14 protein-coding genes and 1 riboswitch are annotated in these 15,845 nt (G+C 63.2%); of the genes, 5 read left to right on the top strand and 9 right to left on the bottom strand.

Annotation, left to right across the window (positions count from 1 at the left end; genetic code table 11):
• Positions 1-5 precede the first annotated feature (5 nt).
• The 7 genes from FJ546_RS05885 to FJ546_RS05850 form a co-directional block, all read right to left on the bottom strand.
• Entirely contained in the window at positions 6-2,561 is a 2,556-nt protein-coding gene (locus FJ546_RS05885; RefSeq protein WP_140888480.1) for a PAS domain-containing sensor histidine kinase, read from the bottom strand.
• A 199-nt stretch (positions 2,562-2,760) separates the two neighbouring features.
• Entirely contained in the window at positions 2,761-4,161 is a 1,401-nt protein-coding gene (gene ahcY, locus FJ546_RS05880) for an adenosylhomocysteinase (protein ID WP_064985125.1), read from the bottom strand.
• A 181-nt stretch (positions 4,162-4,342) separates the two neighbouring features.
• Positions 4,343-4,639: an HPr family phosphocarrier protein gene (locus tag FJ546_RS05875; RefSeq protein ID WP_010912938.1), complete on the bottom strand. Its 297-nt coding sequence runs from the start codon at positions 4,637-4,639 to the stop codon at positions 4,343-4,345.
• Complete coding sequence (locus FJ546_RS05870; protein WP_010912939.1) at positions 4,636-5,037, bottom strand: PTS sugar transporter subunit IIA; 402 nt, start codon at positions 5,035-5,037, stop codon at positions 4,636-4,638. The genes FJ546_RS05875 and FJ546_RS05870 overlap by 4 nt, the downstream gene beginning before the upstream one ends.
• Positions 5,038-5,201: 164 nt before the next feature.
• A complete protein-coding gene (locus FJ546_RS05860; RefSeq protein WP_140888479.1) occupies positions 5,202-5,663 on the bottom strand; it encodes an HPr kinase/phosphorylase in 462 nt (153 codons plus the stop codon).
• Positions 5,664-5,803: 140 nt separating this feature from the next.
• On the bottom strand, positions 5,804-7,588 hold the full coding sequence (locus FJ546_RS05855; RefSeq protein ID WP_140888478.1) for a sensor histidine kinase: 1,785 nt from the start codon (positions 7,586-7,588) through the stop codon (positions 5,804-5,806).
• 137 nt (positions 7,589-7,725) lie between these two features.
• On the bottom strand, positions 7,726-8,427 hold the full coding sequence (locus FJ546_RS05850; protein ID WP_010912942.1) for a response regulator transcription factor: 702 nt from the start codon (positions 8,425-8,427) through the stop codon (positions 7,726-7,728).
• Between the two features lie 343 nt (positions 8,428-8,770).
• Here FJ546_RS05850 and FJ546_RS05845 point away from each other — a divergent pair, with 343 nt between their 5' ends.
• The 4 genes from FJ546_RS05845 to FJ546_RS05830 all read left to right on the top strand — a co-directional run bounded on the left by FJ546_RS05845 (position 8,771) and on the right by FJ546_RS05830 (position 12,311).
• The gene (locus FJ546_RS05845; protein WP_140888477.1) at positions 8,771-10,381 is read left to right on the top strand and encodes a phosphoenolpyruvate carboxykinase; all 1,611 of its coding nucleotides are present in this window, start codon (positions 8,771-8,773) and stop codon (positions 10,379-10,381) included.
• An 81-nt stretch (positions 10,382-10,462) separates the two neighbouring features.
• Positions 10,463-10,900 (top strand): alternative ribosome rescue aminoacyl-tRNA hydrolase ArfB, encoded by a 438-nt coding sequence (gene arfB, locus FJ546_RS05840; protein WP_140888476.1) that lies wholly within the window; start codon positions 10,463-10,465, stop codon positions 10,898-10,900.
• Between the two features lie 89 nt (positions 10,901-10,989).
• Positions 10,990-11,454, top strand: coding sequence for a peptidoglycan-binding protein LysM (lysM, locus tag FJ546_RS05835; RefSeq protein WP_140888475.1), 465 nt, complete (start codon positions 10,990-10,992; stop codon positions 11,452-11,454).
• A 227-nt stretch (positions 11,455-11,681) separates the two neighbouring features.
• Positions 11,682-12,311 (top strand): alpha-ketoglutarate-dependent dioxygenase AlkB, encoded by a 630-nt coding sequence (locus tag FJ546_RS05830; protein ID WP_140888474.1) that lies wholly within the window; start codon positions 11,682-11,684, stop codon positions 12,309-12,311.
• Positions 12,312-12,406: 95 nt separating this feature from the next.
• Here the strand turns inward: FJ546_RS05830 and FJ546_RS05825 are convergent, their stop codons facing one another.
• The gene (locus FJ546_RS05825; RefSeq protein ID WP_140888473.1) at positions 12,407-13,504 is read right to left on the bottom strand and encodes a hybrid-cluster NAD(P)-dependent oxidoreductase; all 1,098 of its coding nucleotides are present in this window, start codon (positions 13,502-13,504) and stop codon (positions 12,407-12,409) included.
• Positions 13,505-13,524: 20 nt separating this feature from the next.
• Complete coding sequence (locus FJ546_RS05820) at positions 13,525-14,772, bottom strand: aromatic ring-hydroxylating dioxygenase subunit alpha (RefSeq protein ID WP_140888472.1); 1,248 nt, start codon at positions 14,770-14,772, stop codon at positions 13,525-13,527.
• Positions 14,773-14,885: 113 nt separating this feature from the next.
• Positions 14,886-15,086, bottom strand: a riboswitch (cobalamin riboswitch).
• Positions 15,087-15,580: 494 nt separating this feature from the next.
• Between FJ546_RS05820 and FJ546_RS05815 the strand changes: the two genes are divergently transcribed.
• On the top strand, positions 15,581-15,778 hold the full coding sequence (locus FJ546_RS05815) for a DUF680 domain-containing protein (RefSeq protein WP_140888471.1): 198 nt from the start codon (positions 15,581-15,583) through the stop codon (positions 15,776-15,778).
• Positions 15,779-15,845: the final 67 nt, after the last annotated feature.

Below are 15,845 nucleotides of genomic sequence, written 5' to 3'. Positions count from 1 at the left end.
GCGCGCTACTCGGCCGCGGCGCGGATGCCCGGCATGTCGGGGAAGGTGCAGATGACGGTGGTGCCCTTGTCCTTGCCGGTTTCGATGCGAACATTGCCGCCATGCAGTTCGACAAAGCTCTTGACGATCGACAGGCCGAGGCCGGCGCCCCGCCGGCGGCCGCCATTGGTACGCGGTTCGAAGCGGCGGAACACCGAGTCCAGCACGTCCGGCGGCATGCCGGGTCCATCGTCGTGAACGGAAAATTCCACCCCGCCCGCCAGATGGCGGCAGGCAAGCCGGATGGTGCTGGCTTCCGGCGCGTAGTTGGCGGCGTTGCTGAGCAGATTGTAGAGGATCTGGCGGATGCGGGTCTCGTCGCCGTGGAACGTCTTCGGCGCGGCAGCGGCATCGACCTCGAGCCGGATCGAATGCTCCTGCAGCCGGTCGGCGACGAGTTCCGCGGCCGCCGCGATGGTGCGGTCGACATGCACCTCGGAAATGTCGAGCTGCATGATGCCGGCATCGACGGTCGCAAGGTCGAGTATGTCGTTGACGATGGTCAGCAGCACAGACGAGGACGAGCTGACATGCTCGACATATTCGCGCTGCTTTTGATTCAGCGGTCCGGTCGTCGGCAGTGAAAGCAGTTCGGTGAAGCCGATGATGTTGGTCAGCGGCGAACGCAGTTCGTAGGACACGTGCTGGACGAAGTCGTTCTTGAGCTGGTCCGACTTCTCCAGCGCCTCGTTCTTGTCCTTCAGCGCACGTTCGACATGCACGCTGTCGGTGACGTCGACGAAGGTCATCATCACTTGCCCGTTGGGCAGCGGGATCACGGCGTAGCGCAGCACGGTGCCGTTGTTGAGCTCGCTCTGGCCGTGCCGGTCGCGGCGTTCGTCGTCGAAACCGGTGATGGCGGCGACGAAACCCGGCCACGGGCTGTCGACCGCCTGGCGGTCGCAAAGATCGCGTATGGTGGAGACGTGCACATTGGGCTTGGCGGCTTCGCCGCTCAATCCCCAGAGCGTCGCAAAGGCCGGGTTCGACAGGCGCAGCCGCCCATCGGGGCCGAACACCGCCACGCCTTCGGCGAGATTGTCGAGCGTTTCGCCCTGGACACGCACCGCGGTGCGATAGCGGCTTTCCAGGTCCATCTTCTCGGTCAGGTTCTCGAACACCCAGGTGACCCCGCCCTTGGGCTGCGGGTTGGCGACGACGCGGATGGTTTTGCCGTCGGGCAGATGCCACCAATGTTCCTGCGATTCGACCGCGCGATAGGCGCCGAGCAGGCCTTCCTTCCAGCGGCGCCATTCGGGTTGCTCGGCGATCTTGCCTTCGCTGCGTAGCCGGTCGAGCAAAAGCGCATTGTCGGGCGCGCTGTGCAGGAAGCCGCTGTCCAGGCCCCACAGTTTCTGGAACGCCTGGTTGAAGAACCGCAGCTTCTCGTCGGTGTCGAAGATGGCGACGGCGGTGTTGAGCTGGTCGAGCGTGTCGGCGTGGCTGCGCACCGTCCGCTCATATTCGCCGCGAATGGTCTCTATGGCGCTGGTGTCGGCGGCAAGGCCGGCCGAACCGTCGGCGCCGGCGAAGTCGGTCACCGCGAAGACGCGGCGGTCGCCTTCGATCACGGTGGAGAGGGACTGCTCGAAGACCGGATGCGTCTTGTGCTGGGCGTCGATCGCCTCGCGTGCCTGGCCCCCGAGGAATTCCTTGGCGTCACGCACGGCGGCTTCCGCGCTTTCGGCTTCAACCGCGTCGGCATAGGCCCGGTTGACCCATTTCAGGCGTCCATGCTCGTCGCGCAGCCATGCCGGCATCTTCAGCGCTTCGAGCAGGCCGATCATCGTGTCGTGGTCGGCGGCCAGTCGCTGGTTGTCGATCTTCAGCCGGGCCTGGTTGCGCTGGGTCTCGGAAAGCGACACAAACCGCACCAGTATGTGCGCGGCGCTCTTGCGGCCATGCACTTCGAGCGGGGCGCCGGCCTGCGATTCGATGACGAGGTCGAAGGGCCTCGCCTTTTCGCGCAAGCCCGCGATGGCGTGCTCGAGCGCCGCCGCCGAGCGCGGCATCAGCCAGCGGCCAAAGGCGAGGAAAGCCGCCCGCTCCTCCGGCGCGCCGCTTTCGACCGGCAAGGTGCCGATGAGTTCGGGTTTCTTGTTCTCCGAGGACCAGACCGCCACGCGCTGGTCGCGCAGATTGAGCAGTGCTTCCGAACGGCGCAGCGCCGCATTGATGTCGGCGACACGGCTTCTCAGTTCGACATTCTCCGCCGAGGTGCGGGCCCGTTCGCGGATGAGAACGATGGCCGACAGGAATGCGGCGCCCGTCACGCCGACGAACACGGCAAGCTGCATGACTTCGACCGTGTTGATCGACAGGCCGCCGGTGGCCACGGCGGCGTTCTCGGCATGGGCCACGGCGCTGGCCAGGGGGCCGGCCAGCGCGGAACTGGTCAGGAACAGCCCGGCGCGGGCACGCCATGAAAGGTGCCCGCCCTGAATGGTCGAGCCTATGGTCCCCGAATCGTCATGGCCGCCGGAAACGGCCGATCCCGCTCCGTGCGGGTTTTGCCCCGGCATGTCTTGGTCCTCTCCGCCGCCTGAATGCAAGACCGCCCTGATACGCGCCTCTCTTGATCCCTCTCGGGCCGGAAGCGTCGCGAATCACCCGACAATAAACCCTCGCCGAATCGGCGTGAAGGCTGATCGCGCGCAAAAATAAAGCCGGGCGAAAAGTCAATCGCCCGGCCTCAATATATGGTAGTAAATTTAGCTTTGGTTAATAGCGGTAGTGTTCCGGCTTGAACGGACCCTGCGGCGTGACGCCGATATAGGCGGCCTGTTCACCCGACAGTTCGGTCAGGCGGGCGCCGAGCTTGTCGAGGTGCAGGCGCGCGACCTTCTCGTCGAGATGCTTGGGCAGGACATAGACCTGGTTCTGGTACTGCTCGCCCTTGGTGAACAGCTCGATCTGGGCCAGCACCTGGTTGGTGAAAGACGCCGACATGACGAAGCTCGGATGGCCGGTGGCGTTGCCGAGATTGAGCAGGCGGCCTTCCGACAGGAGGATCATCCGCTTGCCGTCCGGGAAGGTGATCATGTCGACCTGCGGCTTGACGTTGGTCCATTTCAGGTTGCGCAGCGAGGCGACCTGGATCTCGTTGTCGAAGTGCCCGATATTGCCGACGATCACCATGTCCTTCATCGACCGCATGTGGTCGAGGGTGACGACGTCCTTGTTGCCGGTGGTGGTGATGACGATGTCGGCGGTCGGGGCCGCGTCTTCCAGCGTCACCACTTCAAAGCCGTCCATCGCCGCCTGCAGCGCGCAGATCGGATCGACCTCGGTGACCTTGACGCGGGCGCCCGCGCCCTTGAGCGAGGCCGACGAGCCCTTGCCGACGTCGCCATAGCCGCAGACGACCGCGACCTTGCCGGCCATCATCGTGTCGGTGCCGCGACGGATGCCGTCGACCAGCGATTCCTTGCAGCCATACTTGTTGTCGAACTTCGACTTGGTGACGGAATCGTTGACGTTGATGGCGGGGAAGGGCAGCAGGCCCTTCTTCTGCAGCTGGTAGAGCCGGTTGACGCCGGTGGTCGTCTCCTCGGTGACGCCGCGGATCGCAGCCTTCTGCTTGGTGAAGAAGCCGGGCGAAGCCTTCAGGCGCTTCTTGACCTGGGCGTAGAAATATTCCTCTTCCTCGCTCTGCGGGTTGGACAGCACGTCCTCGCCGGCCTCGGCGCGGGCGCCGATCAGGATGTACATGGTGGCGTCGCCGCCATCGTCGAGGATCATGTTGGAGAGGCCGCCGTCAGTCCACTGGAAGATCCGGTCGGTGTAGTCCCAATACTGTTCGAGGCTCTCTCCCTTGACGGCGAAGACCGGAATGCCGGCCTCGGCGATGGCAGCGGCGGCGTGGTCCTGGGTCGAGAAGATGTTGCAGGACGCCCAGCGGATGTCGGCACCGAGCGCCTTCAGCGTTTCGATCAGCACCGCGGTCTGGATGGTCATGTGCAGCGAGCCGGTGATGCGCGCGCCCTTCAGCGGCTTCTTGGCGCCGAATTCCTCGCGGCAGGCCATCAGGCCCGGCATTTCGGTTTCGGCGATATCGAGTTCCTTGCGGCCCCAGCCGGCAAGCGAGATGTCGGCGACCACATAATCCTTGCTACCCGTCATGGTAGTACTCCCTGCGAATTGTTATGCTGCGAATTGGTTGCGGATGCGCCCGCGCCGGTCGGCGCGTCGAAGGACGCGAATTTGCCGGCCTGACTAGCAGATCAGGCTCAAGACGACAATGGGATATAAAGAAATCTTTATCCCTGCATGTCTCGCGAGCATGCTTGGGCAGCGTCCGGGATCAGCATTCCTCGCCGAAGCGGGAGGCGACAAGCTGTTCAAGCGCGTCCATGACCTCGAGCGCTTCCGGCCCGCTGGCGGTGACGCGGATCGAGTAGCCCGGGCTGGCGGCCAGCATCATCAGGCCCATGATCGACGTGCCGCCAACCTTGACGCCATCCTTCTCGACATGGACCGCGGCGTCGAAGCCGCTGGCGAGCTGGACGAATTTCGCCGAGGCGCGTGCATGCAGGCCGCGCTGGTTGACGATCGGAAACTCCCGGACGATGTGGTCTTTTTCCGGGGATAGCGCGTTCATTTGCTGCTCAGAAGCTGGCTGGCGACATTGATGTATTTGCGCCCGGCGGCCTGCGCCTCGTCGAGCGCGGCGGCCATATTGTCGCCCTTGCGGATCGAGGACAGCTTGATCAGCATCGGCAGGTTCATGCCGGCGATCACCTCGGTGCGGCCGGACTCCATCACCGAAATTGCGAGGTTCGACGGCGTGCCGCCGAACATGTCGGTCAGCACGATGACACCAGCCCCGGTATCGACACGGGCCACGGCGTCGACGATGTCGCGGCGACGCTGTTCCATATCGTCGTCGGCACCGATCGCCACGGTTTCGAAATTGTCTTGTGGCCCGACGACATGTTCGACGGCATGTCGGAACTCGGTGGCCAGTTGACCGTGCGTTACAAGCACGAGTCCGATCATTCTTTGGTGGCTCCCGTCATCGCCGCTTCACAGGCGCATTTTATGCTCGCCAGCCATTCCGGGCGGCGGGAGCGCTATCTTGTCGACGCGCGGCCCGTTGACAAGCCCAAAATTGCGCCGGCCCATGCCATTTTGACGCATTGCAGCAAAAAATCCCGGGCGGATCATAGAAAAGGCATGATGGACAGGCGCGCCATCACGGCGGGCAGGGCCGTGGCGGCGTTACGCTCGGCAAGGTCGATACGCGGTACCGGGCAGCCTGCGACCGGCTCGCTGATTTCCTCCTGGAAACGGGCCATCTCTGCCTTTGGCACCAGCCTCACATGCAGGTCGATCACTCCGCCCGGTTCGAACGGCAGCGGGCGCGGCATGAACCCGGGGACTTCGGCGAGACCGGCGATAGTCGGCGGCACGCGACAGACCAGCCGCCCGGCGCGGGCCGCGGCAAGCAGCCTGTCGTCGCCGATCAGCCGCGAGAACAGCCCTCGCGCGCGGCAATGGTCCAGGAGTGTCAGCGCCAGCGTCGTCTTGCCGGCGCCGGACGGCCCGGTGATAAGGACGCCGCGATCGCCGATCAGGATCGCGGTTCCGTGAATGTTTTCAGGCTGCGCAACTGGATCAGGCACGATCCTGTCCGATCATGTTTACGGATGAAGCACTTTTCGGGATCATGCCTTTTGCGTGAAGCATGATCTCTGGACGAATGGAACCGTTCGCCCGAGAAAACCGGTTCCCGTTTTTTGCTGCGCCGGCCTCCGGTTCGGGATCATGCTTCGGCCGGCAGCGTCACGACGAAGCGCGCGCCCTTGACCTCGCCGGGCTTGGTGCCGGGGATGTTCTCGGCGGTCAGCGTGCCGCCATGGGCCTCGACAATCTGCCTGGAGATCGACAGGCCAAGGCCCGAATTCTGGCCGAACGCCTCGCCCGCCGGCCGGTCGGTGTAGAAGCGTTCGAAGATGCGGTCGATGTTGTCGGCGCGGATGCCGGGACCATTGTCGTCGACGGTCAGGATGTTGAACTTGCCGGCGCGCGCCAGCGACAGGCTGATGTGGCCATGGTCCTCGGGAACGAAGGAACGCGCATTCTCGATCAGATTGGTGACGACCTGGCCGATGCGCAGATCGTGGCCGGCGACGAAATAGCCTTTCACACCCTGCGGCAGCTTGGCGACCTTGAGTTCGATCTCGACAGCCTTCTTGTGGCGCGTGGTCTCGCGCGACACGGCGACGAGGTCGGTGATGAATTTCTTCAGGTCGACCGTTCCCGCATCTTCTCGCGCCAGTTCGGCATCAAGACGGGAAGCGTCGGAAATGTCGGTGATCAGCCGGTCCAGCCGGCGCACGTCATGCTGGATGATGTCCATCAGCCGGCTGCGCGAATTGTCGTTCTTGGCCAGCGGCAAGGTTTCCACGGCGCTGCGCAGCGAGGTCAGCGGGTTCTTCAATTCGTGCGACACATCGGCGGCGAAGCTTTCGATCGCCTCGATGCGAGCATAGAGCGCGTTGGTCATGTCGCGCACGGCGACCGAAAGATTGCCGATCTCGTCCTGCCGGTCGGAAAAGTCGGGGATTTCCTCGCGGCTCTTGACGCCGCGCCGGACCCGCACCGCCGCCGCCGACAGCCGGCGCAGCGGATTGGCGATGGTCGAGGCCAAAAGCATCGACAGGATGGCGGTGACCAGCGCCGCGATGCCGAAGACGCGCAGGATCGCCTTGCGCTCGGCGGCGACGATCTTGTCGATGTCGCCGCCTTCGGTCGACAGCATCAGGACGCCGAGGACGGCGCGGAAGCGCTGGATCGGCACCGCCACCGAAACGATCTGCTCGCCCTGCTCGGAGACGCGCACGATGGTCGACGGGCTGCCGGTCAGCGCCTTGACCACTTCCGGGAAGGCGGCGCCATTGCCGCCCGGCTGCTCGTGATAGACCGGCAGGTCGGTGTTGCGGAAGAAGTCGAAGATGAACTTCTGGACACGCTCGACAAGGTCGGGCTCTTCTTCCTCGACCGGCGGCAGATCGTAGCGCAGGATCTGGCCGCGCGAATAGAGGTGGCGCGAATCGAGCAGCAGATTGGCGTCGCGGTCATAGATGCGGGCCCGCGTGCGGGTCGGCGAGATCAGCCGCCGCAGCACCGGCGCGACACGCTCGGGATTGATCGGGAAATCGAGATTGTCTAGCTGGTCCGAGCCCGGCCCCAGGCTTTCGCCGGCCTGCAGCTCAAGCAGCTTTTCCGGGTCGATGCTGATCGAATCGGTCTCGACCGTCGCCGACGCCGCGATCGCGCCGGCGATGATCTCGCCCTGCGTCATCAGGCTTTCGACGCGGGCATCGATCAGCCCGTCGCGGAAGGTGTTGAGGTAGAGGATGCCGGTGACCAGGACAGCCAGGCCGGCAAGGTTGAGAAACAGAATGCGCCGCGTCAGGCTGGAAAAGATGTGGTGGCCGAGGAAGCGGCGCATCGGCACCGTGATCTTCGAGACGAAGGACGGCATGATGCGCGACGGCCGCCTGGCGGCGCCCGTCGGTCTTGTTCGCTGTGCTTCCACTGCCATCGAATAGCAGGCCCTGCCTAATTAGTGAGTAGCGAGTAGGCAGTAGGGAATAGAGAAGTGGCTGAGATCGCGGCAATGTGGCCGCTCGCACCATTCAAAACGGACTACTGACTATTCCCTGCTGCCTACTGCCTATTTCACGCTTCGCGGAACCGGTATCCGACTCCGTAAAGGGTTTCGATCATCTCGAAGTCGTCGTCGACGGCCTTGAACTTCTTGCGCAGCCGCTTGATGTGGCTGTCGATCGTGCGGTCATCGACATAGACCTGCTCATCATAGGCCGAATCCATCAGCGCATCACGGCTTTTTACGACACCGGGGCGCTGCGCCAGCGAATGCAGGATCAGGAATTCGGTGACGGTGAGCGTCACCGGTTCGCCCTTCCAGGTGCAGGTGTGGCGCTCCTGGTCCATGACGAGCTGGCCGCGCTCGAGCGAGCGGGCCTGCTGGCTGGGCGCCTTTGCCGCAGCCTCGCGGGCGCTGGCGCGGCGCAGCACGGCGCGCACCCGCTCGACCAGCAGGCGCTGCGAGAACGGTTTGCGGATGAAATCGTCGGCGCCCATCTTGAGGCCGAACAATTCATCGATTTCGTCGTCCTTGGAGGTCAGGAAGATCACCGGCAGGTCGGACTTCTGGCGCATCCGGCGCAAGAGCTCCATGCCGTCCATGCGCGGCATCTTGATGTCGAGGATGGCAAGATTCGGCGGACGCGCCGCCAGGCCTTCCAGCGCGGACGCACCATCCGTGTAGGTCTCGACGCGATACCCCTCGGATTCGAGGGCGATCGACACCGACGTCAGAATGTTGCGGTCGTCATCGACAAGCGCGATTGTTGCCATTTCAAGCGGCTCCCTCATGAGCTGTCCCTTCTTTCGTAGAGAAGGGGCTTTTGCAGGACAAATTAGGTACAAAATGTGGCATAGGCCTTGTCCGCTGTCACGCGCGGGGTGCCGCAGGCCACAATCCTACCTCGACATGGATTGGACGAACGAAAATCGCCAATCCTTTGGGCAACCGTGAAACTTTTCGCATATATAAACGATTTAAACAACTTTCAAATTTTTTAAATCGATTAATGATTTGATATCATTTGGCTTTTCTGGTTTTGACCATCTCAGCCCGCTCGGCGGGCGTGCCGGAAATGCGCCGGCAAAGATGCGGCAAATCGTAGAAGGGACACCAATGTCGGAAGTCGGCAAACGCAATCCTGGTTGCCCGATCGATCGTATCGGCCTGAAAACCACCGGTATGGTGCGCTATAATTTTGGCGCGGCCGCCCTTTACGAGGAGGCGATCCGGCGCGGCGAGGCCCGGCTGACCGCGCATGGCGCACTGGTCGCCGAGACCGGACAGCACACAGGCCGTTCGCCAAAGGACAAGTTCGTCGTCCGCGACGCCGACACCGAGGCGCATGTCTGGTGGGACAACAACAAGGCGATCTCGCCGGCCCAGTTCGAAACGCTGTTCGCCGATTTCCTTGCTTACGCCGCGGACAAGGATCTCTATGTTCAAGACCTCGTCGGCGGCGCCGATGCCGATCTGAAACTGCCGACGCGCGTCATCACCGAGTTTGCCTGGCACTCGCTGTTCATCCGCAATCTTCTCATCCGTCCGGACAAGGCCGAGCTCGAACAGTTCGTGTCGGAGATGACGATCATCGACCTGCCGTCCTTCCGCGCCGACCCCGCCCGCCACGGCAGCCGCACGGAAACGGTGATCGCCGTCGACCTTACCCGCAAGATCGTGCTGATCGGCGGCACCTCCTATGCCGGCGAGATGAAGAAGTCGGTGTTCACCATGCTCAACTATCTCCTGCCGCAGAACGACGTGATGCCGATGCATTGTTCGGCCAATGAGGGGCCGGCCGGCGACGCGGCCGTCTTCTTCGGGCTTTCCGGCACCGGCAAGACGACACTGTCGGCCGATCCGTCGCGCACGCTGATCGGCGACGACGAGCATGGCTGGGGTCCGCACGGCATCTTCAATTTCGAAGGCGGCTGCTATGCCAAGACGATCAAGCTGTCGGCTGAAGCCGAGCCGGAGATCTTCGCCACCACGCAGCGCTTCGGCACGGTGCTGGAAAATGTCGTGCTCGACGCCGACGGTGTGCCGGACTTCAACGATGGCCGCCTTACCGAAAACACACGCTGCGCCTATCCGCTCGACTTCATCCCCAACGCCTCGAAGACCGGGCGCGCCAATCATCCCAAAAACATCATCATGCTGACCGCCGACGCCTTCGGCGTGATGCCGCCGATCGCGCGGCTGACCCCGGCGCAGGCGATGTATCATTTCCTCTCCGGCTATACGGCCAAGGTGGCCGGAACCGAAAAGGGCGTCACCGAACCCGAAGCGACGTTTTCGACCTGCTTCGGCGCCCCGTTCATGCCGCGCCACCCCTCGGAATACGGCAATCTGCTGCGCGAGCTCATCGCCAGTCACGGCGCCGATTGCTGGCTGGTCAACACCGGCTGGACCGGCGGCGCCTACGGCACCGGCAAGCGCATGCCGATCAAGGCGACACGCGCTCTGCTGGCCGCCGCGCTCGACGGGTCGCTGAAGACAGCCGAATTCCGCACCGATGCCAATTTCGGCTTCCAGGTGCCGGTGGCGGTGCCTGGCGTCGATAGCGCCATTCTCGATCCGCGCTCGACCTGGGCCGACAAGCCCGCCTATGACCGCCAGGCGGCAAGACTGGTCGGCATGTTCGCCGTCAACTTCGAGAAATTCGAGCCGCATGTCGATGCAACCGTCATGGGTGCGGCGCCGCGCATGCAGGAAGCGGCGGAGTAATCGTCACGTCGCTCAGCACCATTGAAGGCTCGATTTCGATCGGGCCTTTTCTTTTGTCCGCCGCCGCGCCATGACTGCGGCATGCCGATCGACGACGACATCATCATATCGGGCGAAGCCGTGATCCATCCCGGAGACCTGCACGAGGATTTCATCCGCTCGTCGGGGCCGGGTGGCCAGAACGTCAACAAGGTGGCAACCGCCGTGCAACTGCGCTTCGACGCGGCCAGCGCGGCCGGCCTGTCGGAACGCGTGCGTGCCCGCACGATCAAGCTTGCCGGCCAGCGCGCCACCAAGGACGGCGTCATCGTCATCGAGGCCGGGCGCTTCCGCACCCAGGAGCAGAACCGGGCGGACGCCCGAGCGAGGCTCACGGCGCTTGTCGCCAAGGCAGCCGAACCGCCGCCGCCGCCTCGCAAGAAGACGCGCCCCTCGAAAGGCGCGGTGGAGCGGCGTCTGAAGGGCAAGGCTGGACGCGGCACGATCAAGAAGCTGCGCGGCCGGGTGGAAAACGATTAAGCACTACACCAGCCGCGTGTATAAAGCGGCTTTCCATTTCGCACCGCAGATGCGAGGTTTCGCCATTGCCACAGCAAGGGAGACCAGAGATGGGCATGTTCGATTTCGTCAAGAGCGTCGGCAAGAAACTGGGCATCGGCGGCGACGAGGAAGCCGCACCCACGGCCGACACGCTCAAGAAGGAGCTCGATTCACACAAGCTCGGCACCGATGGCGTGCAGGTCGTTGTGCAGGGCGACACGGCGGTGCTGAAGGGCGTGGTCAAGGACCAGTCGATCTTCGAGAAGGCGGTCATCGCCGTCGGCAACACGCTGGGCGTCTCCAAGGTGCAGGCCGACGAATTGCAGGTCGCGCCGGACGCCGGCACGGCAGCTGCCCCGGCCAAGGAACCGACCTTCTACACCGTCCAGAAGGGCGATAACCTCTGGAAGATCGCCGAGAAAAGCTACGGCAAGGGCCAGGGCGCCAAGAACACCGCCATCTTCGAGGCCAACAGGCCGATGCTGGCCCACCCGGACAAAATCTATCCGGGCCAGGTGCTGCGCATCCCCTGATTCGGCTGCGAGGCCGTCTCGAAACGGCTTGATCAAGCGCCGCGCATCCGAAAGGACGCGCGGCGTTTTCCATTTTTTACCAGCTGCGCTTCAGCGAGGCCGTGATGTTGCGCCCTGCCCCAGATAGCATTAGCCGCTGCAATGCAATCGGCGACGGCTTTCGGGTCGCTGTTTTCCGTTGATGGTGGCATCTTGCGGGCTCGAACCATCTCAAGGCGCGTTATTCCATGCTCGTTCTGCCCAACGGCGTCCGCCACATGCCGGCCTATCTCTCCCGCGCCGTTCAGGAGATGCTGGTCGAAGAGGTGAGAGGCATCGTCCAGCAGGCACCGCTGTTCGTCCCTGCGATGCCGCGCACCGGCAAGGAGATGAGCGTGCGCATGACCAATTGCGGCCCGCTCGGCTGGGTTACCGACAAGGAACGGGGCTATCGCTACCAGCCGACGCATCCGCTGACCGGAGAGCCATGGCCACCGATCCCGCAGGGCCTGCTCGATCTTTGGATGCAGGTGTCGGGCTATCCGAATCCCCCGGAGGCCTGTCTTATCAATTTCTACACGGCCGACGCGAAGATGGGCCTGCACCAAGACCGCGACGAGGCCGATTTCTCGGCGCCTGTCGTCTCTGTCTCGCTGGGCGACGATTGCCTGTTCAGGGTCGGCCAGACGACGCGCGACGGCGCCACCAAATCGTTCAGGCTGAAGAGCGGCGACGTCGTCGTGCTCGGCGGCGAGGGCCGTCTCGCCTTCCACGGCGTCGACCGCATCTATCCCTCGACCTCGGCGTTGCTCAAGAACGGCGGCAGGATCAATCTGACGCTGCGGCGAGTGACGAAGCCGCACGAGAACGCCTTATAGGCCGATCCCGACGCGCGTCCTACCGAGGTCGCCAGGGTCCTGGAAACAGCCGCAACTGCTTGGCAAGGCTGTCGTGCCGGGGTCGCCCGACGCCGTCACGCCTCGATTTCGAGAGCCGAAAGCGGCTTCGAGCAGCAGGCGAGGATGAAGCCGTCATCGATCTCGTGATCGAGGATGCCGCCATTGTGGCTCATCTCGACGGCGCCGGAGACTTTCTTCACCTTGCAGGTTCCGCACAGGCCGAATTCGCAGGCCGCGGGGATCCGCACGCCGGAGGAACGCGCCGTCTGCAGCACGGTCTGGCCGGCGATGCACTCGGCATCGACATCCGAAAGCGCGAAGCGGATCGGTGTTGCCTCGACGGGAACGGCAATGCCGTCTTCCCCGGGCGACGCGAACGGCGCCGGGACTTCCTCCACCGCGGGTACGGCAAAGCTCTCCTGGTGGTATTTCGTCATGTCGAAGCCGGCGGCTTCAAGCATGCCGCGCACGGCGCGCATGAAAGGATCCGGACCGCAGCAGAAGATCTCGCGTTCGCGGAAATCGGGCGCCAGCAGCGGCAGCCGGATCGCGTCGATGCGGCCCATATGGCCATACCAGCCCTCGCGGCTCGACCGCTCCTCGATCATGAAGCCGAGCGACAGGCCCGGCATATGGCCGCCGAGCAGTTCGAGCTCCTTGCGGAAGATGATCTCTTCGGCGCGCCGCGCGCAGTTGACGAAGCCGACATCGGTCCATGGCGCGCAATCGTTCAGCCAACGCAGCATGGACATCATCGGCGTCACGCCGGAACCGGCCGAGATGAACAGATATTTGGCCGCCGGGTGGCTGTGCAGCGAAAAGTCGCCGCTCGGCCCATAGGCCTTGACGTGCGAACCGGGCACAAGGTGATCGAACATCCAGCGTGTGCCGATGCTGCCGGCCTGCGCCTTCACCGTCACCGCGATCGAGAACGGCCGTGACGGCGACGACGACAGCGTATAGGTGCGCATCAGCGGTCCGTCCGACGTCGGCAGTTCCAGCGTCACGAACTGGCCCGGCTTGTAGCGGAACCAGGTCTGGTTGTCGGAGCGGAAGGTGAAGGTCTTGACGTCAGGCGCCTCGTCGCTGACGCCGATCACTTCCAGTACCTGCAGCCTGTCGTTCCAGGGCGCCATCTGATCGAGATGGCGATAGAGGCCAAGATCCGTCATCGCGTTCATCCCCAAACCTCTCAGGCGACACTGCGCAGGGCCGGCCGGCCATCTTCGGCAAGCCGTGGGCCGATGAAGGACGCGTACCATTCGACAAACTGGATCACGCCGCCCTCATGCAGCTCCGAATAGGGACCGGGCTCATAGGCTGGCGACAGAATGCCGAACGCGTTTTCCTCGACGATGCGGCGATCCTGGTCGTTGGTCTCGGTCCAGACATGGGTGAGTTCGGCAAGATCGTAGTCGACGCCCTCGACTGCATCCTTGTGCACCAGCCATTTGGTCGTCACCGCGGTCTCCGTGGCGCTGATCGGCACCACGCGGAAGGTGACGGCATGGTCGCCGAGGATGTGGTTCCAGGTCGTCGGGTAGTGGTAAAGCAGCAAGGAGCCGATGCGGTCGGCCGAGACGCTGTCGGAAAGGTTCTTCTTCACCGCCCGCTTGCCCGTCATCGTGTAGCTGACCGCATCGCGCAGCAGCGGCGCGCGGGTGGCGCGGTATTGCCCGGCCGGATCGATGCGGAACTTGCTCGGCAGCCCGGCCGCCTCGCATTTGGCCCAGTGTGCCAGCATTTCCGGATCGCTGTCGGCGCCTTGCACGCCGGTCACCGTTGGGGCTTCCGGGAAGGTCTTGCACAGTTCCGGGTGATTGCCGGCGCAATGATAGCACTCGCGGTTGTTTTCCCAGACGAGCTTCCAGTTGCCCTTCTCGACGATCGTGCTCTCGAAGGCGATCTTTGCTTCGCTGAGCCGGTGCGGCTTGAGATAGGGTTCGATCATCGCCTGCATCGGCGCGAAGTCGGCGGGTTCCTTGGCCAGGCAGATGAAGATATAGCCGGCCACGCTTTCGCAGGCGACCGGCTTCAGGCCGAACTGGCTTTTGTCGAAGCCGTCTGCCATCTGGCGGGCAAACAGCAGCCTTCCGTCCAGCTCATAGGTCCATTGGTGATAGGGGCAGACCAGCTTGGCGGCCACGCCCTTGTCGGTGTTGCAGACGCGGCTGCCGCGGTGGCGGCAGGAATTGTGGAAGGCGTTGATCTTGCCCTGCTGATCGCGCACCAGCACGACAGGGTAGTCGCCGATCTGTACGGTGGTGAAGCTGCCGGGCTTGGGCAGTTCGCAATCATGGCCGACGAACAGCCAGTCGCGATACCAGATCAGCTCCATGTCGAGCTTGAAGAAATCGGGATCGGTATAGAAGGGCTGCTCGAGCGAGAAGCCCTCTCTGCGGCCATTCAACAGCCTCAGCATATCGTTGCGCGCATCCATGTCCTGTCCCCATACTTCAAGGACTGAACTGGTGGTGATTGAGGAAGGATGAGACGCGGCTCGGCGAAAGCCGGGCACGCGCGATCCGCCTCTTGACCGCCCACCGCGATCAGTCGAGTTCAAAAATCTCGGGCTGGTTTCCGGGCTCTGGAGTGTCCTTGCGGACGGTCGCGACACCTTCCCAGGCTTTCGCCCAGTGGTCTCCCGTTGCGACTTGAACTCCACCACCGTTGCGGGGGCAGCGCCGGATTTTGACCGGCTTCCCAATTCTCCGCCCGTCGTCACGAAGCGGCACCTGAGATGACATGATCTAATCACGACAGCGTTTGCGACATCGGCATGAAAGCGACATCGTATCCATGCGGCGCGACACGCATGCGCAACGATCAGGTCACGGGCAGCGGTCACGAAAATCGTCTCCGCCGATAGCAGTACCGGCTGTCAAAATCGACCCGGAACGGGGCAAAGGAGGTTAACGGTTTCGAAAAGTGACTATTAGCAGACTCTAAAATCGAACCGAACGGTTCGTTTCTGTTGACGGTGCGTGCAGGACGGTGTGAACGATGGACCTCCGATACAGTCTGTGATGTTGCGGCTGGATTTTATTAAGTACTTGATATCGAGAAGAAAAATGCTTTGTTTGGGAGCCCTTGGCACAATTTCAAGTAGCGGATTCTTGGTCCACACGGAACAACTTCGTGATTGGAAACGGCGAACTGGCTTTCCCACATCGGGGCTGTCCGAACGACGCGATTTCAATCCCAGGACACGCCGCTAGACGGACGGAAAAAATACTGGAGTACCAAAAATGAAAAAGATTGTTCTCACTGCCGCCGCCCTTCTGGCTATTTCCGGCAGCGCCTTTGCTGGTAGCGACCACTACGGTTCGACTGCCGCCGCAGCCACGGCTGTCGACAGCTCGTACACCGCTTCGACCAAGAAGTCGGAACCGGCTGCTCAGACGCCTGCCCAGGGAGCCGATCACAACCTCTTCGGCAATAACTAACAACAGATCCCGGCTAATCGCGGGCTTTTCGCCCGCCGCTCTGGCCGACCTTGAGAAATTCAGGAGA

This window comes from Mesorhizobium sp. B2-4-19, assembly GCF_006441315.1.
Taxonomy (GTDB): domain Bacteria; phylum Pseudomonadota; class Alphaproteobacteria; order Rhizobiales; family Rhizobiaceae; genus Mesorhizobium.
This window is presented reverse-complemented; position numbering and strand designations above follow the sequence as displayed.

Excerpts from the sequence above, each read along its gene's own strand:
- FJ546_RS05870 (WP_010912939.1), bottom strand. The coding sequence starts at position 5,037 with ATGATCGGACTCGTGCTTGTAACGCACGGTCAACTGGCCACCGAGTTC.
- FJ546_RS05875 (WP_010912938.1), bottom strand. The coding sequence starts at position 4,639 with ATGAACGCGCTATCCCCGGAAAAAGACCACATCGTCCGGGAGTTTCCG.
- lysM (WP_140888475.1), top strand. The coding sequence starts at position 10,990 with ATGGGCATGTTCGATTTCGTCAAGAGCGTCGGCAAGAAACTGGGCATC.
- FJ546_RS05845 (WP_140888477.1), top strand. The coding sequence starts at position 8,771 with ATGTCGGAAGTCGGCAAACGCAATCCTGGTTGCCCGATCGATCGTATC.
- ahcY (WP_064985125.1), bottom strand. The coding sequence starts at position 4,161 with ATGACGGGTAGCAAGGATTATGTGGTCGCCGACATCTCGCTTGCCGGC.
- FJ546_RS05830 (WP_140888474.1), top strand. The coding sequence starts at position 11,682 with ATGCTCGTTCTGCCCAACGGCGTCCGCCACATGCCGGCCTATCTCTCC.
- FJ546_RS05820 (WP_140888472.1), bottom strand. The coding sequence starts at position 14,772 with ATGGATGCGCGCAACGATATGCTGAGGCTGTTGAATGGCCGCAGAGAG.
- FJ546_RS05815 (WP_140888471.1), top strand. The coding sequence starts at position 15,581 with ATGAAAAAGATTGTTCTCACTGCCGCCGCCCTTCTGGCTATTTCCGGC.
- FJ546_RS05825 (WP_140888473.1), bottom strand. The coding sequence starts at position 13,504 with ATGACGGATCTTGGCCTCTATCGCCATCTCGATCAGATGGCGCCCTGG.
- FJ546_RS05855 (WP_140888478.1), bottom strand. The coding sequence starts at position 7,588 with ATGGCAGTGGAAGCACAGCGAACAAGACCGACGGGCGCCGCCAGGCGG.
- FJ546_RS05885 (WP_140888480.1), bottom strand. The coding sequence starts at position 2,561 with ATGCCGGGGCAAAACCCGCACGGAGCGGGATCGGCCGTTTCCGGCGGC.
- FJ546_RS05850 (WP_010912942.1), bottom strand. The coding sequence starts at position 8,427 with ATGGCAACAATCGCGCTTGTCGATGACGACCGCAACATTCTGACGTCG.
- arfB (WP_140888476.1), top strand. The coding sequence starts at position 10,463 with ATGCCGATCGACGACGACATCATCATATCGGGCGAAGCCGTGATCCAT.